This is a genomic window from Corynebacterium sp. MSK019, from assembly GCF_030232425.1.
Classification (GTDB): domain Bacteria; phylum Actinomycetota; class Actinomycetes; order Mycobacteriales; family Mycobacteriaceae; genus Corynebacterium; species Corynebacterium jeikeium_D.
In genome coordinates this window covers 26,644-47,562 of the sequence record NZ_JASPJT010000011.1, presented here as the reverse complement: position 1 = coordinate 47,562, position 20,919 = coordinate 26,644, and the positions used below count along the sequence as shown (strand labels likewise).

The window sequence follows — 20,919 nt, the reverse complement described above, 5'->3', positions numbered from 1 at the left end:
GGGGATCCGAGGTGAACTGGTCCCCGAAAGTTGGACTGGTTTAACTCTAGGCGGTTAGGGCTTCAAGGGTCTGATTTCGATATTGCATCGGGGTCAGGCCCTTGAGTCGTTGTTGGACGCGTTCGGTGTTGTACCACTGGATGTATTCGTCGATTACTTGGTTGAACTCTGCGACCGTGTCGAAGACTTCTCCGTGGTACATCTCGGTTTTCACGTGGCCGAAGAAGTTCTCCATGACCGCGTTGTCGTAACAGTTGGCTTTACGCGACATCGACTGAACACCGCCGTTGTCGCCGATCAGGTCACGCCACGAGGCATGCTGGTACTGGAAACCTTGATCGGTGTGCATCATCCACCCGGGTTCAGGTGCCCACGCCGCGATCACCTTGGGCAAAGAATCGGTGGTCAACGCTGTCGACGGCGATGTAGCCACAGTGTGGGCAACGATTGAGTGGTCGAACAAGTCCATCACCGGTGACAGGTAGACCTTGCGGCCTGCAACCCTGAACTCGGTGACGTCGCTGACAAAGACGGTATTTGGCTGATCCGGGGTGAATTTGCGGTCAAGCTTGTTGTCGGCAATGTGGCTGATCGTCCCGGTGTAGGAAACATAAGGTCTACGTTGGCGGATCTTGGCTCGCAGCCCCATCTCGCACATGAGTTTGTAGACGAGTTTGTGGTTGACCACCCACCCCTGGTTACGCAGGTCAAGTAGCACTCGTCGGTAGCCGTAGCGATGCTTGTTACGCTCGAAGCTTTCCCGAATCGCTTGCTTGAGCTCGGCGTGCTTATCTGGCTTACTGAGTCGTTTCTGGTGGTAGAAGAACGTCGACCGTGGCATACCTGCTGCCTCTAGGAGGTACTCCAAGCGGTGGTGCGACTTGAGGATGACAATCGCCTGGACTTTCAGGCGCGTCCCTGATTCCTCAAGTCCCGCAATTTTTTTAGATAGGCATTTTCGGCCCGCAACCGTTCGTTTTCGCCACGCAGCTTGTCTTCCTCCGACAGCGGCTTCGGCGTGACCGATCCTTTGGGTCTGCCCTTCGGCTTCGGTTTCAACGCGTCATCGCCGTCTTTGCGCCATTTCCACGACCACCCGCGGACCAGCTGCTGTGATGACAGGCCAAATTCACGTGCAAGATCCATCGCTGTCTCGCCAGCAAGGTGGCGTTGGACAACTTCCTTCTTGATCTCGAACGAGTACTGCTGCTTAGTCGGTTTCTCCACAAGACATAGCCTGCATGCAGCTTAAACCGACGACAGAGCATACGGGCGGCATACTTGGAGACACCAAGGGCATTGGCAGCGGCTGTATAACCCATGCCTTGCTCAAATAGTTCAACCAACTGCTCGCGCTGATATTCACTTAGCGAACTTCGTGCTCTCAATGACAACTACTCCCCACTAGTCGGTAACTGATTTCTCAGTCCAACTAATGGGGAGCAGTTCATTAGGTGCCGAGGCTTTTCTGCTGGAAAAGGCGAGCCTGGTTTGGGGTGACCAAACGGCTAGCAATGTGACCCGTGACATGCGACGTTTGGGCATAAGTGCAGGTTAAATTTCGCCGTTATTCTGTTTCCAATTTCCGGGCTGAAGTGGGTCGAATTTCTATATTGTGACCGTTTTTCATCACCGGTACGGTTTTCGTGTGAGCACGGCAGTGGCCGCAAAGGAGAAGGCGAGAAGCCCTTTACCTTCAGCTCTGGGCATCGCGCCACACCATTTATCTACACTTCATTTTTCTAAAGGATCATCATGGATAACCTGTGCAATATCTGCGAACTGATTTCCTCCTTGCCAGCACCGGCTCCGCTGCCGGTACCTGAGTTCAACGTGAACTTCCCGGAGGGCCCACTGGTTCAGGTCGACTCACTGTTCCCGAACTTCCACTCTCTGACTGAGGGCGGCAACCTGGGTCTGCAGAACGTCGGTGGCGATCAGGACAACGCTCTGCAGAACGTTGGCGGCAACCAGGGTCTCCAGAACGCTGGCGGCGATCAGCTGAACGGTGGCGACCAGATTGGCGGCGACAAGCTGGACAAGGGCGACAAGGTCGGCGGCGATCAGGTTAACGACAAGGGCCAGATTGGTGAGCGTCAGTCCGGTTTCCAGACCGGTGGCCAGGATCAGAGCCTGCAGAACGTCGGTGGCGACCAGGGTCTGCAGAACGGAGGCCAGGAGCAGGGGCTCCAGACTGGCGGTAAGAATCAGAACGGCCTTCAGACTGGCGGCCAGGAGCAGGGGCTCCAGACCGGTGGTAAGAACCAGGGTGGCCTCCAGACTGGCGGCCAGGAGCAGGGTGCCCAGACCGGCGGCAACAACCAGGGTGGCCTGCTGGCCGAGGACGGTGCGGGTGACAACCTGCCAGTCGACCTGGACCTCACCGGTGCAAAGGCTATCTAAGGCCGTTTAAGCTGACTTAGGCACTGCACTACAACGACACTGCGCAGCTATTAGCTCTCGCAGCTATTAATACGTAACAGCGCACGAGCGCCTTCTCACTCCTTGCGGAGTGGGGAGGCGCTTTTTTGTGTTTATAGCTGGCGACGTTGGGTCGATCCGAGTTACTGACTGCGTTTATGTCAAAAATGGCCCGAAAAATGTCCTGAAAGCGTCATAAACTCGCACAGTTTCACATTTGCAGTCCCCTATTCAGTCGCGTTTTACATAACGTGATCTGTTGGAATGCCGTGAATCAGACCCATTTTTGTCTATTAACCGCGGATGGAGAGGTTGGGGCGGAGAGGCGATTATTTATGCAGCCGCAATTAGCACACAATTATGTGGCTTATTAAATGATGTCCGGGGATTCTTTTGTAAATAGTCTTGAGACATCATTTTTGCTCTTAGAGATTTATTGGCTTGCATTTTCATTAGGTGGGGGTGGGGTGTCATTTGTGCCGTAACTCACAATTATGAAAATCGTGACATGGGAGACATTCTAACCCAAATTAATGGGCGGGGATTCATTGAAAAAACTTCATATGCGCAGGTTAATCGTGATTTTATGGGTTGAATGGCTAGGTGTCGTGGCGAAAGGTGGAACTTCGGCATGTGTGTGGTGTCCAAATGTCCACCCCAGAAAAAATATGCAAACAACAATTATTGACATTGAAATAAAAGACAATAGGGGTGGCAATTAAATGGCTCAACAAACATAAAATGTATTTGTTATATTCGGGGACGGCCAACGCTATAAATGAGAATTAGAAGGCGATGTCAACTGGGCTACCTGTGATGGGGGCTGGAGACGCTTATGCGTGGTCATTGATTGTTAATTGAAGGCTGGAAAGGTAGCGAAAGGTGTATAACGCACTGAAATCGAAGGAAGGGGGAGGGCTCATGTTCGGTCGTTTTACAAACGAGAAGCGCTGGTTGGCGCTTTTTAGCTTCGTGGCTGTGCTCGCTCTTTTCTTCGCTAAATCTCCAATAATTGCGCATGCGCAGGAGGCAGAAGACACTGGCGAAACCCTGACGATCCAGAAGATTTTGAGTGTTCCTGGAACAGTTAAGGGTGTTGAAGCCAATGGAAATGTCCGTGATTTTGGGCCACTCATTGCGGCATTTGACGAGGCTGCAACTCCATTTGGTAGCCACAAAATGGGTTACTGCATTGAGGCCAGCGTCGCCGGTGATCTGTATGACACCGGTCGTGTGCAGAACTTCAGTCAGTTCTCGCGCAGTACAGATACCAATAACAAGCTGCGGAACGACTTTGACCGATACCGGAAGCTCAACTGGATTGCGCACCACGGTTCTCCAGCTGTTGGTTTGGATGAACTGGGGAAGGCAGCTGGAGTTAAAGGACGTCTGAATGTGCTGGACGCCAATAACGCAACTCAATTCGCTCTGTGGCACTTCTCCGATGACATTGACTTCTCCAAGGGCATTCACAACCCATCGACGAAGGCTGTCTACGACTACCTCACTGGTCCGGCTAACGTCGGTCAGGACACCGTCGACGGTACGAACCGCACTGGCTACATTTTCAACAATGGTAAGAAACAAGACATCATCGTGATTGATAATGTCACTCCGTCTTCCGGTGAAGTTCCGGCAGAGCCGACGAAGCCGTCTGAGCCAGAAAAGCCAACCGAACCGGAAAAGCCGACTACTCCGACCACGCCTGCGGAGACCACGACCCCGTCCGAGTCGACCAAGCCATCCGAGCCGGAGAAGCCGACCACGCGTAAGCCGTCGATCTCCACTCAGGCTCGCCTGAACGGCAACAAGATTGTTGCGGGCGCTGTGGTTAAGGACATCGTGAAGTTCACCGACCTGGTTCCGGGTAAGAACTACCGCCTGGACGCCACCCTGGTGGACAAGACCAATGCTGATCGCATCCTGGGTACCGGCAGCGTGGAATTCACTCCGGAGACCTCTTCGGGTGAGCAGGCTGTCATGATTACCGTCTCCGATGATGTAGATGAGCCGGTTTCCGCTGCTGTTGCATTCGAAAAGCTGACCTCGACAGAGGTCACCGCCGATGGCCAGGACAACACCGATGGTCAGCGGGTAGAGATCGCCTCCCACGAGGACATTAACGACGCAGCTCAGACCGTTCACGGCGAAAAGCCGGAGCAGCCGTCGACCTCCGAAGAGACCCCGACGACCGAGGAGACAACGGAGCCGTCGTCCAGCGAGACCACTACTTCTGAGACCAGTGAGTCTGAGACTCCGGCGACGTCGGAAAGCGAAGAGCAGCCGAGCTCTTCGACGACTACTCCTAACACCTCCGAGTCCACGAAGCCGGCCGCTCCGACGGAACCGACCGAGCCGACTGACAGCACTGAGTCGCAGACCACGGAACCGACCGAGCCGACTGAGACTACCGAACCGTCTAAGCCGAGCGAGCCAGCTGATACGCCGCTGGAGCCGGAGCTGCGCACGGTAGCCGAGCTTCAGGGCAACCGCATTGAGGCTAATGCCAAGGTTGTCGACACCGTGCATTTCGAGGGCCTGGTGCCTGGTAAGAACTACACCCTCTCCGGTGAACTGGTTAATAAGGCTGATGGCTCTGTGATTGGTCATGGCGAGGCGACGTTCAAGCCGACGTCGGCAAGCGGTACTGTGACTGTCACTCTTGAGGTGTCTGACTCTGTTAAGACTCCTGTTGCTGAGGCTGTCGTGTTCGAGCACCTGACCTCTGATGAGGTCGACTCGACTGGTAAGGAAAGCGCTGGTCAGGTCAATGAGATCGCTGACCACGCAGATATCAATGACGCAAGCCAGACCGTGACTGGAGAGGTTCCGGAGAAGCCGGAAGACACCCCGACTGAGGAAAGCGAAACTCCGTCCGAGGAGACGACCGCGCCGGAGACCAGCTCGACTGAGCCGACCACGTCCACCGTTCCGGTAACTCCGAGCGAGGATGAGCCGTCCGAGCAGCCGGAGACGACACAGCCGGAAGAGCCGTCTGAGACGACAACTCCGTCTAAGTCCGAGTCCGAAAAGCCGAGCAAGCCGAGCAAGCCGACTAAGCCCGCTCAGCCGGAAAAGCCGAGCAAGCCAAGCAAGCCTGCTCAGCCGACCAAGCCAAGCAAGCCTGCCCAGCCGGAGAAGCCGAGCAAGCCGACTAAGCCCGCTCAGCCGGAAAAGCCGAGCAAGCCGACGAAGCCTGCCCAGCCGGAAAAGCCGTCCAAGCCGACGAAGCCTGCCCAGCCGGAAAAGCCGAACCACCCGAGCACCCCAGCGCAGTCTGAGGACAACCCAGCCATCACGACTACTGCCGGTATTGCCGGCAAGGCTCTGGTTGAAAAGGGTGCTGTCGTCATCGACACCGTGCACTTCACTGGCCTGAAGCCGGGCACGAAGTACACGTTGACCGGTGAGCTGATGTGCAAGGAGACGGGCAAGTCCACTGGCGCTAGGAGCCGCCTGCACTTTGTGCCGACGGCATCCGCCGGCACGGTTGATGTTCCGATCATCATCACCGACGGCGACTGCGCTTCTCAGGTTGCCTTCGAGACTCTGACCGATGCCAATGGCAAGGAAGTTGCTGTCCACAAGGACATCAACTCTGCGGAGCAGACTGTCACGAACGGCAAGACCCCGGAGAACACGCCATCTGAGCATCCAAAGGATGAGGGCAAGCAGAACACGCCTAACGACGATTCCTCTGCACCTACCAGCGACTCTGCCACCCCGACCACTGTGATTAATCAGCACTCGGAGCAGAACAACACCAACGTCACCATCATCGGTGGCACTGGCCAGGATAAGCAGAAGAACCACGGAAAGCCGTTGGCTCCGAACTCGGAACGACGTGCAATTAGTTCGGTTCCGTCTGGCCCGACCGGTTTGGCTACTCACGCTCTGCCGACGGTAGCCACCAACTAAGGAGATTCCATGACTGATCAGTTTGGCTCGGACGAGACCGGCAAGGAACCTGGAAACACACCAGGCATCGAACCGGAAACCGAAACTGGCGCACTCGACCACGTTGATCCGTTTGACCAGGCCGAAGACCCGGCCGACAGCCAAGTCGAAGACCTGCAGGACGTGCCTTGGTGGAAGCAGCCAAGGGTGTATATCGCCGCTATCGCATTAATCGGCGTTATCGCTCTGCTGGTGATTGCCCAACTGCACCGCAATGATTCGGCGCTCGAAGGTGCGCAAGAGAATCTGCCCACTCCAGCACAGGGTTCTCGGGGAGCTGTGCACGAGATGGAGATGCTCATTGACGGTAAGTCGGCTCCGATTGATTTCGTTCAGCTGACTGATCAGGGATCTCTGATTCCTCCGACCGACGTTTCGCGCCTGGGCTGGTATTCCGCCTCCGCGATTCCCGGTGAGAAAGGTGCTGCTGGATCGTCCGTCATTACCGGCCACGTCAATGAGGTGGACCAGGGCGATGGTTACGCTGCACGTTTCGCTGACCTGAAGGCTGGTGACACTGTCACGGTGAAGGTAGATGGCGAAAGCCGAGACTTCACCGTCAGCAAGGATCCAATCCAGGTGGTCAAGGGCGCCCAGATGCCCGAGGCTGTCAACGACGCAGTTGGTGAGAACCGCTTGGTCCTCATCACCTGCGGAGGCGAGTTCGTCGGCGGCACCTTGGGTTACGCCGACAACATCATCGTCGAGGCCACTCCAGTGCGCTAATCCAGTGCGCTAGATCAGAGCACTAGGGCGCTGGGGCTCAGCCTCAACTAGTTGACCAATTTCATTGGCTGTGGCTGTTGAACGCCGTCGAACAACGGCGGCGCCGGCAGTCGCAGAAAAACACAGAACAAATCTGCAGAAACCCTGCAGAAACACAGAAGATAAGGAAGTACCTATGAGCATGTTGAAGAAAATCGGTGTCTGGGGTGTGGGCGCACTCGTGCTTGCCGCTCCGGTTGCCACTGCCGCACAGGCGGTAGCTGCACCTGCAACCTCCGCTGACACTGCAGTTGTCGCTCCGGGCAAGGGCGGGTTCCTGCACTCGGGCAAGCTGGCCGTCAATCGCTACGTCTTCGAGCTTGAGCATCGCGATGGCAAGGACTACGTCAACATCACCTTCACCGGTGACCACAGCGCTGACGTGCAGATCATGCCGGATGGTATGACCCCCGAGGGCAAGAAGAAGGTCGATCAGGTTGGTGACGTCCTCAAGCTCAACGGCTACAACGATGTTCACTACTGGGCGGTTCTCTAAACGCCTCTTGTGACGCCACAGCGCGCCCCGTGTCGCTTACTGTCTCTGTGCTTTTACAGGTCCTAGCACAAGGCGGTGGGTCGCGGGGCGTTACTTGGTTTTTGAGGGTGTCCTTTTGCTTTCGCTTGACGACGTTGTCGTGACAGCAAATACGAGAAGGTTGATGAGCCCTCATTTGCCCGGCGTGCGCTGCGACGATAGCGGTAGGGGGTAAAAGCTATTGATACAAACCAACTGGTTAGCCCTGATTGGGGGAAGGGGGATAAATCGAGGAAATCTTGACGCTTTTTTGGGTGAATGGGCAAAAGCCCGTCGCGAACAGTGCAAAGAGCTATCGCGGAGGTAGTACGAAGTGTGAATGCGAAGGGTTTTCATGCCCAGGTGTCGCGGCCCGTTCTCCTTGGGGTATCGGTCAGATGCTTAAGCGGTTAGCTTATATATAAGCGGTTCACTGAGCGCTGTTAACCGAGCGGGCAATGGGCTTGAGCTGGAATGTTTCAACATACAAACATAAAAGTTCATGACGCTGAAGCTTAGAAGGTTAGACAGGCTGGTCTTTTCTTAAGGAAAATATCAGTTTTGTGCGGTCGGAGAATATCGATGTCGCCGTCTGAAGTGAATCGCGAGACGTATTGAAGCGTGCCGCTTCATTTTGGACCGTTGTAAAGGACCTGTTTCCGTGAATAAGTTCTCTCGTACCGCTCGTTCGGTAACGTTCGCCGCAATCGTCGGCCTGTCTATGGGTATCTCTGCTCCTGCTGTTATTGCTCAGCCTGAAGGACCTGCTGTTGAGCAGGGGGCTGTGAACAAGGCAAACATCGATTTCAGCAAGAAGGGTTCGATCACCCTCTACAAGAAGAAGGGTAATGAGTCGGGTACTGCGGCTACCGGCCAGGAGATGGAAGGCGTACCGGGCGAGCCGCTCGCTGGCGTGACCTACAAGATCACCAAGCTGAACTACGACCTGCAGAATGGTGACTGGTCAACCTTCCCGAAGTCGGCTGCAGACGTCAAGGATGAGAATAAGACTGGTGACGTCAAGGAACAGACCACAGGTGCCGATGGCAAGGCTGCCTTCGATGATCTGGATCTGGGCATCTACCTGGTCGAGGAAACAGACGCTCCGGCCGGCATCGTTACTGGTGCTCCGTTCATCGTTTCCGTTCCGATGGTCAATGAGGCATCTGACGCGTGGAACTACAACGTCGTTGCTTACCCGAAGAACACGGAGACCAAGACTGAGAAGACCGTCAAGGATGCGGATAAGCACATCCAGGATGGTTACACCTACACCATTAACGCCGACGCTCCGACCTGGGGCGAGGGCAAGAGCCTGAAGGCTTTCCGCTTCGAGGATCAGCTGGATCAGCGCCTGGACTTCCAGCAGGTTACCGAGGTCAAGGCTGGTGACACGGTTCTGGGCGCCGGTGACTACGATGTCAACAATCCGGCTGAGAACGGAAACAAGCTCGTCGTTAAGCTGACCGATCAGGGTCTGGCCAAGGTTCAGCCCGGTGCCAAGATGTCGCTGACTTTCGAGGTTAAGCGCAAGGAGGTTGGCGACACCACTGTGCTGAAGAACAAGGGTGAAGTTTTCTTCAATAACCCGAATACCGGTAACGAGGTCAAGAACGAGACCAATGAGGTCGAGACCTACCACGGCAAGCTGAAGGTCGTGAAGAAGGACGGCGAGGAAAAGGGCAAGGTCCTGGAAGGCGCTGAGTTCGAGCTCTACCAGTGCACCTCGGCATCTGACCTGGGTGCACAGGTAACTGTCAAGGACGAGAAGACCTGGACCACCGGTGAGGACGGCACAATCACCATTGATGGTCTGCACCTGACCGACTTCGAGGATGGCAAGGAAGCCCCGGCAACCAAGAAGTTCTGCCTGAAGGAGACCAAGGCTCCTGCTGGCTACGCACTGCCGGAAAAGGATGTCACTGAGATTGAGTTCACTCGAGCCAACGTATCTGCAACCGGTGAGCGCGAGGGTGACGATGAGGTCACTTTGGTTTCTGAGATTGAGAACATCAAGCAGGACACTCCAAACCTGCCGATGACTGGTGGCGCCGGTGTCGGCATCCTGGCTGCCATCGGTGCAGCTATCGTCGCAGCTGGTGCATGGTTCGCTCGCCGCGGATCGAAGAACTAAATCCGAGTTTGTACTCGGTGCCTTAGAGCGAAAGCCGCTCTAAGGACGGTGAAGCAGGGTACGCGTTGTGTACCCTGCTTTGCCTAGCGCACTGTGGTCAGTGCGCTGCTGTTGTGATTGATTTTGGTTGTCTGCGCAGTGGCAATTGGCGGCGGGTTTGGTGTATCTGGCTGTTGAAGGCTGTGCGTATTTAGGAATCTTTGGGGAGTTGTCCCGTGGAACAGTCGTCTGCTTCGGTAGTCGAGCTGGATGCTAGCCAGCAATCAGAAAAGCCGGCCCGTAAAAGCCTTACGCTGCCCGCAATTATTGTTGTAATCGGCTTGTTGGTCATGCTGTACCCGGTGGTGTCGACAGCATGGAACAACATGAATGCGTCGCGTGCCGCGCGAGCGTATGCGCAATTGGATAAAGACATTCCACAAGATGTGAAGAACACACAGTGGGAACGGGCGCATGCGTACAACGAGGGTCGCGATACCGGCCCAATCCTGGATCCGTGGTTGAACCGCATCCATGCGGATAATCCCGAGTACGCAGAGTACTTAAATCAACTAAATGAGACCGAAGCGATGGCTCGGTTCATTTTCCCATCCATCAATGTAGATTTGCCTGTACTGCATGGAACCTCGGATGAGACCCTGCAACGTGGTTTAGGTCATTTGTATGGATCCGATTTACCGGTCGGCGGCGTCGGAACGCATTCGATTATCACTGGGCACACTGGTCTGTCGAACTCAACAATGTTCGACCATTTAGCCAAAGCCCGTGAAGGTGACGCCTTTTATATTCAGGTGTCCGGTCATCGGCTCAAGTATGTAGTCGATCAAATTAAGGTCGTTCTGCCACACGAAACTGACGATTTGAGGCCTGTGCCCAATCAGGACTACGTCACGCTTATTACGTGTACGCCCTATGGCATTAACACCCACAGGCTTTTGGTGCGTGGCCATCAAGTGCCGCTGAATGAAGCGGATGATGAAGTTTTCAGTCAGACCCACGGTGCGGGTTGGCAGTGGTGGATGTACACCTTGCTTGTAGTCGTGCTAGTGCTTGGCACCGCTTTTGCCTGGTGGGTATGGCGTCAACGCCAGCTGGAAGATATTGACGACACCTTCGATGAAGACAATCACGACGGCGATATGGCCGAAGATTCCTTTGATAACTATGACGGCGATCAGGCCGACGAAAGCGTTACCAGCCATCGCGCTGGCGGTCGCCACAGGCGCACGAGAAAGCGAGCTGAAAAATCGGATCCGTCGCAACCGCAATCAGCTTCCGAGCAAGACGGAGACGATGAAGACCGCTGGTGGGAGCATGACAATGATTAATAACCGTGATAACCGGCTGAACAGCGTAGTTGCAGGAACCATTGCGCTTGCTTTCACCTGCGCTGGCCTTGGGGCAGGTGCGGATATCGCGCAGGCTGTCCCTGTCGCAGGACGTGACGGCGTGGCGGGAGTCGAGCAGTCTGTTGGCACGAATGTGCTGAAGATTCGTTTGACCAAGGGAAACCCCGATGATGACGGTCAGACTGTCGCAGGTTCCGTTGAGGGAGTGACCATTCACCTAGATCGGTTGGAGGGGATTGACCCCAAAAATCCAGCGGATATGAAGCGAGTGGAATCGGCCCGCCTTGACGAAATCCAAAAATGGAACAAGGACTTAAACCTTTCCAAGGTGACAGATGCCAACGGCGAGGTTCAGTTTTCCGGGCTTGTCGACGGTATCTACCTTGTGACCTCAAGTGCGCCGGACGGTAACTACCGTGAAATCAACGCTTTCCTGGTCGCGGTACCTTTCCACACAGTGACGGAAGACCCCAACCCGGTCGAAGGCGTCATCGTAGCGAAGTCGCATACGCCAGGTAAAACTCCACCACCGACAACACCTCCGACAACTCCACCTAAGACACCTCCGACGACGCCACCTAAGGCACCGCCGACGACTCCGCCGGACACACCTCCGACGCCGCCGGAGGATGGTACGACTACTCCGGCGACAACGCCCACTACTACGCCCACCAAACCTCCGAAGAAACCGGTCGGCGAATCGGCGTCAGGTTCAAGTCAAGGTCAGTCTTCATCGTCAGGGACATCAGGTTCTCTGGCGCTGACAGGTGTGCAGGTTGCTGGATTGGTGGCGGCAGCTGCCGCATTAATTGGTGCGGGCTTCATCATTATTGCGGTGAGCAGGAAGAAAGATAAAGGAAGTGAGGGACGCTAATGTCCTGGACAATGTTTAGCAAGCCGAAATCCGCGCGGCGAAATGTGCGCGTGATGGCGTCGGTCGCTGCGGCGCTGACCCTCACTTTTGGTGTTGTCATGCCGGCAGGTATGCCAGAGGTGGCTGGTGTTGTGGCGGAAGCGCAGACCACTGATATCGGTGTGGCGTTGACGTCAGGCGACCAGTTAACGGTTACCAGCGGTGATACCGCGAAGTTTGAAGGAAAGTTTGCCAGTGATGCAACTCTCAACGGAATGGAGATCACTGCAGATAGCGCCTCTGATTTGGAGTTTGCCGACGGCAAGTATTCGTTGACCGTCAACGGTAAAAAGATTGCTCTCCGTGAGGGAGACAATCTAGGGGTCGATGTTTCTTCGAATCCCGTGAAGTTCAGCATTACGGGGTTGAACGCTAAGGTCGTCGATGGGGCAACGTTCGTTTTTGAGACCCCCGAAATTTCGAGTGGCGCTATCTTCAGCGATACGTCGGTAGCAGCATCAGGCGAGATTGCTCAGACTTCTGAAACCCCTAAGCCAGATAATTCGGAGTCCGCTGAACCAGCTGAGTCTTCTAGCGGGGTCGAGCGGGAAGACGACTCTGTTGCGGCTGATGCACCAGATGTTCCGGGAGTGGAGGCCGGTGAGCCACCGCTTGAGGTGTCAGAGCCCTCTGCTAATGATCCGGTAGCGGCACCTCGTGCTGCACAACCGCAGCGTGCGCCACAGAGGATGGCGGCACCTGCGGCAGCCGATGCCGCCTATAGCTTTAGGATTGCAAAGAATAACGGAGATACGAACGGTACTGGGTATGTGCTCAAAGGCAGTCGCTACATTCCCACCTTCGTAATTCCCGCAGACCAGTTGTCGAATGGGACGATTACTCTCCCCAAAGACACGGAAGTCATTCTTGAAACGAACATTGATAGTTACATGTCTAAGGACTCGGCAGACATGATTGTTTACTACACGGGTACGAATGGAGGATGGTACGAGACCAAAGCTACGTACAAAAGAATCAGCAATAAGAAGTACCAGGTAATCCTGCCACAGATCTCGATTGGCGGTCCTGCGCAGATTCAGTTTATGGGGCTGCATCGAGGCGGAACCAACACCGTATATTCGGCGACGTTCAACCTTCCCACGCCGCCGCCGATTCCGAAGTGTGAAAATCCGACTCCAGAGACGGAAGTGGTGCGCAAGGCTGCACCGCGTCAGCTGACGGCAGAAGAGTTTGCCTACGGCAGCCCGGTGTACGTTGTCACTGGTACGCCGAAGGATCTTAAGCGCGATACCTCGATTTTGAGCCGACAAGTTGATCAAGGTAAGGCCTACCATGAGGTCGGTCGTTCGCCGTGGGTGTATAACTCCCTAATGTATGACCCCAATGACAACTGGCTCTACGCAGTAAGTCAGAAGCGCGGTCTGAATGGTGACAACTGCTATCCGGCAGGTAATCTGCTTCAAATCGATCCCGGAACCGGTGAAGTACACAACCTAGGTCCGATTAAGAAGCCAGGAACGCAAACTACCGCATTTGAAACTGAAGGCGACCGCGACTTCTCGAATGCGGGTGTCTGGACCGAAAATGGTTACTTTGTGGCAAATGCGTCAACATCCGGTAGTCGTAAGTTCTACCGTGTGAACACGGACAATTCCACAGCAGAGCGGGTATTCGGTAACCAAATCTCATTTGCCGAGGACTGGGCAGTACTCCCGGACGCACCACGGTACATGTGGGGCTTCCAGAGTAAGGCCGGTTCAAAGGATAGGGTGATTCTGGAGCGCATCGACACTGCAACAGGACAAATTTCTACCTGGGATTTGTCCAATTTGACCACACTCGATGGTCGCCGAATTGTGTTTTCGTCGGCATCGTGGGGTAAGGCTTGGACTTACTCGAACGGAAACCTAGGTTTCGGTGCGGGTAGTGACCAGGCTGGTCAAAATGGTTTTGAGCTAAAGATTGATAATCCTTCCTCCAGCCAGCCGACCTTTGAGTTGGTTAACATTCTGAATAATCTTCCGGATTCGTTCAATACTGATGCTGCCTCTAGCCTGGTGGCACCACCGCCAGAGTTTCAATCAAACCTCGCTGTGAAGAAGCTCCGCTCGAAGACGGAGATAATCAATGGTGAACCTAGGACTTTCTGGACGATTACGGTAGAAAACACAAGCGATCACCCGAGCTCTGGTGGCACTTTCTACGAGTACCTTCCAACAGATACTCATTTCGGTATTAATAGGAGCGGCCCAACCGCAAAGTTCGAGGGCTTTGGTCCCGGTTCTTCGTTGGTCAACGGGCGTAAGCCTGGACCGGACCAGATTGGTGCCGGCAGTGGCATTTTGGCAGGTATGAATGCGGAAGCACCATCCGGCGGCGAAGGAAAATACATGACCGGCTATGTCGGTACGATTCCTCCCCATGCAAAGGTTGAATTCGTTGTATCCGCTCCAGTGCGTACAGATGAACACGGCAACCTTAAGACGGTATGTAGCCCTAACCGTGTGAAGCTCGTCGCAACAGACTCCGAGTCGGGTCCGGGTGACGCGGACAATGTCTCCACCGAAGCTTGCGTAGACAAGGTTGCGGTAGATACAGAACCTCAGCCGGTACCGGGCACGCAAAACGAATTTACTGCAAGGTACAACGTGGTCGTGGAGTACCCCAAGACTCCGGGATACGAGTCGAACGAAGTCGTCTATGGACAATTGCTAGACACGCCGAAGTTTGTCGGTGCGGCGGCCGTCACCGGGGCAACGGTAGTGTTCCGCGACGAATTTAACCGCCTAAGTGAGCCTAGGGATTTCCGTGGCCCAGGTCCGTATGCATTAAATGGCAACAACACTCCGAAGATTACGAAACCAGAAGGTGTTGACGGTAGTACCGGCAAGCATGTCTATGAGGTCACTGTTCGTTTCACTCTCGACGCATCGAAGTTGGATGAAACATCTGTGCCTGAAGGGCACCCATCAGAGCCGTCCGGTAACTACCGTTGCTATGAGGAGAATGGTCTCTACGAACCCAACTTTGGCCTTATGAATGAGGCAGAAATGGGTGGTTGGAAGGATACCGACTGCATCCCGTTGACCCCTCCAGAAAAGAAGATGGGAATCTTCTTGGAGAAGGTCAGCTACAACCCGGATGCGCCGGATCAGATTCAAACCGGCGGACTGCTCGACGGTGCAGAGTTTGCAGTTCACCGTGCCGACCCCAATGGCGCGCTGAACTTGAATTCTGACGGAAGTGTCAACCTTGATACGAACCCAGTAGTGCGACAGTCTCAGACAAACACTGCGGGCCGTGTTGGACTCCAGGGCCTGGATGCGCCGGGTGTTTACTACCTGATTGAAACTAAGGCACCGCAGGGTTACAACTTGCTCGCTGAGCCCATTAAGTTCTCCACGGCGTGGGATGAAAAGGGCAATGCGATTATCGAAGTTCTCTCCGGTGGCGGTGTCGCGGTGTCTGGAAATCAGTGCGATAAGACTGGCATTCCAGAGTGTGATTCGAAGGTGGGCATTTTGCAGATTGCCGATGTGACCAAGGGCGAAATGCCTAAGACTGGTGGCAACGGTGTGGCACTGTGGGCGATGGCTGGTGCTGCTTTGGCAGCTGCCGGAGTCTTCGCAATGCGACGCCGTAACGCTTAAGAGCTAGGGATTCGGAGGGAGCCAATTCCCTCTGACGAATCAAGCCCGCCTCTCCTACTGAGTAATCGGTAGGAGAGGCGGGCTTTCGCCTTTGGCTATCGGTGATGGCTTGTTTTCCTCGGTCGGGTGACGTGACCTCAGAGGATGACAAGCCCTACGTAAACAAAGCGCTCTTACCAGGGTGAATTAGCGGTGATATAGGAACCAAGCTTCTGTCCGTTCCCATCGATGATGTTCCAGGTAGTTGAAACAACACCGACAGCACCTTTCTCCGGAACCCATACAGGCCCTCCGGAATCGCCGCGTTGAGCCTGTACGTTTTGAACCTGTAGAGCGTTGTCCTCGATTTGGTATGCCTCGCGATCAGCGGCTAAACCGCAGGAAACTTTCCCCGTAGTATTTCCGTATATGCAGACTGTCTCGCCAGTTTGAACATCGGTGGGGGATAGCATTGAGTCGCCTGAATACGAATTCACGCCTGCAGTAGCGGGGTCGTCAAGCGAGACAACGCCAATATCGTTCCCCGTATCTAGTGAATGGTCATATGTGGGAGACGGTTGGAAAACTCCAATTTTCTGAAATGTCCCATCCGTCACTGTGTCTCCCTCTTGTCCACAATGACCTGCTGTGTAGATTTGCGAATTGGTTTTGTCGACATAGCCAGCTGTACAGACACTAGCTTGTGGCCCATTAGCGTGAATGATGACAACCGGATCGCCTTGGTTAATGGTGGCGGCGTAGGCCGGTAGTCCGGTTGTAGCAGTGATAACGGCAGTGACAGTGAAAATCCATGAAGGTCTATTCATGGGGAAATCTGCTCCTCAGTGAGTTGGTCGGTGGTGGCCCAAAACAAAGCTAATCTCGTCGGAAAAGATGGAACGTATGCGTACTGGGCAGTTCATATACCCGTTTCGTATCGCGAATATAAGGAAATGTATAAAACTATCAGTTAAGGCAGAACCTACGCTCAACTGAGCAATCATGCGCGATAGTGTTCCAAAAATGGGGTAGAAGAAAGATCAACGTCCATTGGGGGAGCGGGCCTAAACAGCAGCAGAGTCGCCGCTGGCACTGTCGCCGTCGTCAAGCGCGGCAACCAGATCGCGGCGCGCACGGGCGACACGTGAGCGAATAGTGCCCACGCGACAACCTGCGATTTCCGCAGCCTCCGCGTAGGAGTAACCCAGCACCTGCGTCAGAATGAGCGCCTCGCGGCGTTCCTCCGGCAGCTGCTCCAGCAGCACGCGGGCATCAGCGAGCTCTGACCACGACTCGCCGGTCGTAAACTGCTCGGCAGCATTTTCCACTTCCACCGCGGACTTCTTCGGGCGCGCCGAATCATGGCGGACCGAATCCACCCACACGCGCCGGGCCAGCGACAACAGCCAGGTGCGGGCAGAAGAACGCGCCGCAAAACGGGGAAGTGCCCCCATGACACGCAGATACGTCTCCTGCGTTAAATCATCCGCAGCATCAACGCCGCCCAGATGTGCGACCAGACGCCACACGTCCTTCTGCGTCAGCCGCACGAACTCCGTCAGCGCAGCCTGATCACCGCGACCGGCTTTCAGCGCCAGCTGCGTGATGTATTCGTCATTAGAGACGAGGCGTGCGGGAGTCATGGACATAGCTTAGCAACTTGAAGCCTAAAGATAATTCGCCTGGCTGCACGTAGCCTTACCTGCAAAAAGCAGGCGGCGGCGCAGCCAGGCGAACTAGGGGCTGAAGTGTTAGAAGCGGATGGCGTCGATGGGCTTGACGCGGACGGCAATGGTGGCCGGGATAATACCCGCCAGCGCGCCCACGAATGTCGCGACCAACACGCCGATTACAGCGGCCGTGACGGGGTAGGCCACGGCACCGGTCTCCAGCGGCAACGCCAGCATCTTATCCAGCGGCAGCTGCTTGACCGTGATGATCGAGGCAATCACGCCAACCACGCCCGCCACCGTCGTGGCGACAATCGACTCCAAGAACACAGAGATAAAAATCCGGCCTGCCGACGCGCCCATTGCGCGACGAATACCAATCTCACGGACACGGTGGCCGATGGTGACAATCGAGACTGTGAGCAGCCCCAACGCGCCAAGCGCGATTACGATGCCGCCGATAATGCCCAGCGCCGTAGTGATGGTGTTATTCATCTCCTGGGAAATCTCCGTGTCCTTCTCCGACAGGGAGGTATTCACCTTCCAGCTGGGGCCGAGCTCCGCCTGGAAAATGTTGTGCAGCGCCTTCTGGTTCTCCTTCGCGGACTCCTCAGGCGTTGCGACGAGAAGTTGCGGCTCCCCCACCGGACCCTCGTAGCCGGCATTGAGGAAGGAATCGTAGTGCGTGACAATGCTCGGGGCGTCCCACGATCCGAGGGACTTATACACTCCCACCACGGTGAAAATGGTGTTTCCGGTTTCCTTCAAGGTGAAGGTTGGGTGGTCGGCTAGCGCTGGGTTGCCCAGGCTCTCGTAGAACTGGTCGTTGACCACCACGGGGTTCATCAAGCGCTGGCCATCGGCATCTTCCAAGCGGCGTCCCTGCACGATGGTGCGGGCGTAGATATCGAACCAGCCCGGGTCAGCGGCGATCAGCTCCGGAGTACCTGGCGAAAAGCACTCGTAATCATCCGGTGCGCAGTCATCCATATTGTGCTCAGGTGTGGCTGGCTGCATGCGAACTCGTGACCACAAGTTGGCATGGGTGGTCTCTACCAGGCGATGCGTGGCAGTGGAAAAGGCGTCATTGATAGACCCGTCCGGGTTGATGACGCTCAAATCGTCCGGACCGTTTCCGCCGGTGCCCTCGCCGCCGAAGCTTCCAAAGCTATCGGCCATCGTGCCGGCGCTGCCGTCACCGAAGCCTCCGTCGCCGAAGTCTCCACTATCCTCAGAACCGGAACTACTCGCTCCGGCAGTCAACGTGACCGTTCCGGCGACACCCGTGCTCTGTGCGGTGACCGCATCCTGAGAGCTGGTGAGAATAGTGCCAAGTGCAATAACCGTGGTCATCGCCCACACTGCGGCGGCCACACTGACCAGTGACAGCATGATGCGGCCACGGTTAATGCGCAGCTCATGCCACGCTTCCAGCAGAGCGCCGAGATAAGGCGTTGCTGCATAGAGGAAGGAAGGCCGTGATTTCGATTCTGTTTCTTTATTCGTCGTCATCAGCAGCCTCCTCGGAGCCGTGCATAGCGTTGGCAGCAGATAGCAGGACGGAGTCGGCGTGCAACTGACCGTCGCGAAGCTCAAGCACCCGATCGCCGCGCTCGGCGACCTCTAAATCGTGTGTGATCAGAATCAATGCGGCGTTGTTTTCCGCCGCGACTTCTTCGAGCAAATTCATGACGATCTTGCCGGTGTCGACATCGAGCGCACCGGTGGGCTCATCGGCAAGAATGAGCTGCGGTTGGCGCACGAGCGCGCGGGCAATAGCCACACGCTGCTGTTCACCGCCGGAAAGCTGCGAAGGCGTGGCCTCTAGGCGATCGCCCAGGCCGACGCGCTCCAGCATCGCGGCGGCAAGCTCGGTGCGATTCCAAAACTTCTCGCCCCGGTCGTACATCAGCGGAACCTCAACGTTTTCCAGTGTGGTGCGGGAGGGGAAGAGGTTGAACTGCTGGAAGACGAATCCCAAATTATCGCCCCGGAGAGCAGCGCGTTTCCTGTCCGACAAGGTGGAAATATCAGTGCCGTCAAACGTGTACGTGCCGGAATCTGGCAAATCGAGCATGCCAATGATGTTCAGCAGCGTTGACTTACCCGAACCTGACTGGCCGACAATGCTGAGGTGCTCACCGCGTGGCACGTCGAGGTCGATGCCTTTCAAAATAGGCAGCTCCTCGCCGTTGGGGAGCGTCACTGTTCGAGTGACTGCGGTCAAACTAAGCATGGCGCGGGCCTACTTTTCAGAGCCAGCGTCATCGCCGGACTCATCGAAGCCGGTGTCACTGCCATCACCAGCGCCGGTGCCGTCGCCGGCGGAATCGTCCTTGTAGGAAGGCACGTACTCCAAAACCTGCTGGCCTTCCTTCAGGCCGCGCTTGATCTCAATGAAAGTGCCATCGTTGGCGCCGAGCTCAACCTTGATTTTGGTGGGCTTGCCGCCATCCTTAGCCGGAGCGTAGACGACACCTTCGCGGAAGCGTCCCTCCACCGCGGTCGCCGGCAGTGCCGGGACCTCCGAGGTGGTGCCGCTGCCAAGAATCAGCGTGGCAGGAACACCTTCGTAGACGGTCTGATCTGCGGGAATATCGCAGCGTAGCTGTGGGCCGCCCGAGGAATTTCCAGCAGCGGCGGCGCCCATGCCAGCGCCATCCCCGGCGCCAGTGTTCTGCGAGCCCGCGCTACTTCCCGTGACGGTCTTCACCGAATCGCACAAAAACGGTGCCGGGCCATCGGTGATAGCGAGGCGGCCATTGTTAATCGAGTCTCCCAGCGTGTACAGCTGGCTCGGCTTAATAGGTGCTACGGCGTGGAAGCTGTTCGGCGAAATCGTGCCAATCTCCTGGCCGATCTCAACCGTCTGGCCGATGACGACATCCCACTGCACAGTGCCAGAAGCCTTAGCGGTGATGTTTCCCCAAGTCACGGTAGTTTCGGGTGCGGCGGCTGCGGCGTTTTCTTCATCGGAATCCGCGCCGCCGGAGGTGCTGGCAGTCTCAGATACCGAGGTCTTCTTCACCTGAAGCAGGTTTTGCCCCTCTACGGCGTTGCCGCCGCTGTTGACATAGGCGTCAGTGATTTCACCGGAAGCGTTGGCGCGGATCACGGTGGGCTCGTCCGGGACGATGGTGGCAGACAGCTTCTGCGTGTTATTGATCCGCTGAGGGGATAGCTCCGTGGTGGGCTGGGAGAAATCACCGGTTGCTTGCGCATAGTCCTCGTCGTTAGCGGGGAAGAATGCGATCTTGAGAAGCGCAACGGTCGCCAGCAACGCCAGCGTGTACTTGAAGACTGTGAGCGCTTTCGCGCCCCTCCCTTGTTTTTTCATGTCTGCAGAAGTATCCGATCAGAATCCAAATTGACAGCGTGGTACGCGTGAAATCCTACCCTTAACCTCCGCGGGCAGTGGTAGTGCTGGCTATACCTTTTATTCAGTGCTGATAGGTATTGCATGAAAGCTCGGTAAGTGCTTTTCGACGGTCATTGTGTGTGGTTTTCCTTGGGGAAATCTGTCCTTTTTGGGGTCGGTTGTTTGTCGCCGATACAGCGAACCTAATCGGACTAATAATTAAGTCCACATATCAATCGCGGGCAACT

Annotated in this window: 12 protein-coding genes and 2 pseudogenes; 8 read left to right on the top strand and 6 right to left on the bottom strand. The window is 55.7% G+C overall.

Annotated elements, in window-relative coordinates:
* Nucleotides 1-46: 46 nt before the first annotated feature.
* Nucleotides 47-1,236, bottom strand: a pseudogene (locus tag QP982_RS08835) (IS3 family transposase); the annotation flags it as partial.
* Nucleotides 1,237-1,755: 519 nt separating this feature from the next.
* Here QP982_RS08835 and QP982_RS08830 point away from each other — a divergent pair.
* The 8 genes and pseudogenes from QP982_RS08830 (at nucleotide 1,756) to QP982_RS08795 (ending at nucleotide 15,664) form a co-directional block, all read left to right on the top strand.
* Nucleotides 1,756-2,403, top strand: coding sequence for a hypothetical protein (locus QP982_RS08830; protein WP_049171148.1), 648 nt, complete (start codon nucleotides 1,756-1,758; stop codon nucleotides 2,401-2,403).
* A 939-nt stretch (nucleotides 2,404-3,342) separates the two neighbouring features.
* Nucleotides 3,343-6,339, top strand: a complete 2,997-nt coding sequence (locus QP982_RS08825) for a VaFE repeat-containing surface-anchored protein (RefSeq protein WP_284870434.1) — start codon at nucleotides 3,343-3,345, stop codon at nucleotides 6,337-6,339.
* Between the two features lie 9 nt (nucleotides 6,340-6,348).
* Complete coding sequence (locus tag QP982_RS08820; RefSeq protein WP_005511695.1) at nucleotides 6,349-7,104, top strand: class F sortase; 756 nt, start codon at nucleotides 6,349-6,351, stop codon at nucleotides 7,102-7,104.
* A gap of 175 nt (nucleotides 7,105-7,279) precedes the next feature.
* Nucleotides 7,280-7,639 carry a hypothetical protein gene (locus QP982_RS08815; protein ID WP_070429229.1) on the top strand — a complete coding sequence of 120 codons (360 nt, stop codon included), beginning with the start codon at nucleotides 7,280-7,282 and terminating at the stop codon, nucleotides 7,637-7,639.
* A gap of 679 nt (nucleotides 7,640-8,318) precedes the next feature.
* Nucleotides 8,319-9,791, top strand: coding sequence for a SpaH/EbpB family LPXTG-anchored major pilin (locus tag QP982_RS08810; protein WP_070429230.1), 1,473 nt, complete (start codon nucleotides 8,319-8,321; stop codon nucleotides 9,789-9,791).
* Between the two features lie 293 nt (nucleotides 9,792-10,084).
* Nucleotides 10,085-10,826: pseudogene (locus tag QP982_RS08805) on the top strand (class C sortase); the annotation flags it as partial.
* Between the two features lie 285 nt (nucleotides 10,827-11,111).
* Nucleotides 11,112-12,014: an isopeptide-forming domain-containing protein gene (locus QP982_RS08800; protein WP_083276316.1), complete on the top strand. Its 903-nt coding sequence runs from the start codon at nucleotides 11,112-11,114 to the stop codon at nucleotides 12,012-12,014.
* On the top strand, nucleotides 12,014-15,664 hold the full coding sequence (locus tag QP982_RS08795; RefSeq protein WP_284870433.1) for a prealbumin-like fold domain-containing protein: 3,651 nt from the start codon (nucleotides 12,014-12,016) through the stop codon (nucleotides 15,662-15,664). Before QP982_RS08800 ends, QP982_RS08795 begins: the two co-directional genes overlap by 1 nt.
* A 173-nt stretch (nucleotides 15,665-15,837) precedes the next feature.
* Here QP982_RS08795 and QP982_RS08790 read toward each other — a convergent pair whose 3' ends face one another.
* The 5 genes from QP982_RS08790 to QP982_RS08770 all read right to left on the bottom strand — a co-directional run bounded on the left by QP982_RS08790 (nucleotide 15,838) and on the right by QP982_RS08770 (nucleotide 20,650).
* Nucleotides 15,838-16,470 carry a trypsin-like serine protease gene (locus QP982_RS08790; RefSeq protein WP_083276317.1) on the bottom strand — a complete coding sequence of 211 codons (633 nt, stop codon included), beginning with the start codon at nucleotides 16,468-16,470 and terminating at the stop codon, nucleotides 15,838-15,840.
* 237 nt (nucleotides 16,471-16,707) lie between these two features.
* Nucleotides 16,708-17,292 carry an RNA polymerase sigma factor gene (locus QP982_RS08785; RefSeq protein WP_210398710.1) on the bottom strand — a complete coding sequence of 195 codons (585 nt, stop codon included), beginning with the start codon at nucleotides 17,290-17,292 and terminating at the stop codon, nucleotides 16,708-16,710.
* 102 nt (nucleotides 17,293-17,394) lie between these two features.
* Nucleotides 17,395-18,825 (bottom strand): ABC transporter permease, encoded by a 1,431-nt coding sequence (locus QP982_RS08780; protein ID WP_284870432.1) that lies wholly within the window; start codon nucleotides 18,823-18,825, stop codon nucleotides 17,395-17,397.
* On the bottom strand, nucleotides 18,812-19,549 hold the full coding sequence (locus tag QP982_RS08775; protein WP_284807169.1) for an ABC transporter ATP-binding protein: 738 nt from the start codon (nucleotides 19,547-19,549) through the stop codon (nucleotides 18,812-18,814). Before QP982_RS08775 ends, QP982_RS08780 begins: the two co-directional genes overlap by 14 nt.
* Before the next feature lie 9 nt (nucleotides 19,550-19,558).
* Entirely contained in the window at nucleotides 19,559-20,650 is a 1,092-nt protein-coding gene (locus QP982_RS08770) for an efflux RND transporter periplasmic adaptor subunit (RefSeq protein ID WP_284870431.1), read from the bottom strand.
* Between the last annotated feature and the right edge of the window lie 269 nt (nucleotides 20,651-20,919).

Coding starts and splice junctions, on each gene's coding strand:
- QP982_RS08830 (WP_049171148.1), top strand. CDS start 1,756: ATGGATAACCTGTGCAATATCTGCGAACTGATTTCCTCCTTGCCAGCA.
- QP982_RS08825 (WP_284870434.1), top strand. CDS start 3,343: ATGTTCGGTCGTTTTACAAACGAGAAGCGCTGGTTGGCGCTTTTTAGC.
- QP982_RS08820 (WP_005511695.1), top strand. CDS start 6,349: ATGACTGATCAGTTTGGCTCGGACGAGACCGGCAAGGAACCTGGAAAC.
- QP982_RS08815 (WP_070429229.1), top strand. CDS start 7,280: ATGAGCATGTTGAAGAAAATCGGTGTCTGGGGTGTGGGCGCACTCGTG.
- QP982_RS08800 (WP_083276316.1), top strand. CDS start 11,112: ATGATTAATAACCGTGATAACCGGCTGAACAGCGTAGTTGCAGGAACC.
- QP982_RS08795 (WP_284870433.1), top strand. CDS start 12,014: ATGTCCTGGACAATGTTTAGCAAGCCGAAATCCGCGCGGCGAAATGTG.
- QP982_RS08790 (WP_083276317.1), bottom strand. CDS start 16,470: ATGAATAGACCTTCATGGATTTTCACTGTCACTGCCGTTATCACTGCT.
- QP982_RS08785 (WP_210398710.1), bottom strand. CDS start 17,292: ATGTCCATGACTCCCGCACGCCTCGTCTCTAATGACGAATACATCACG.
- QP982_RS08780 (WP_284870432.1), bottom strand. CDS start 18,825: ATGACGACGAATAAAGAAACAGAATCGAAATCACGGCCTTCCTTCCTC.
- QP982_RS08775 (WP_284807169.1), bottom strand. CDS start 19,549: ATGCTTAGTTTGACCGCAGTCACTCGAACAGTGACGCTCCCCAACGGC.
- QP982_RS08770 (WP_284870431.1), bottom strand. CDS start 20,650: ATGAAAAAACAAGGGAGGGGCGCGAAAGCGCTCACAGTCTTCAAGTAC.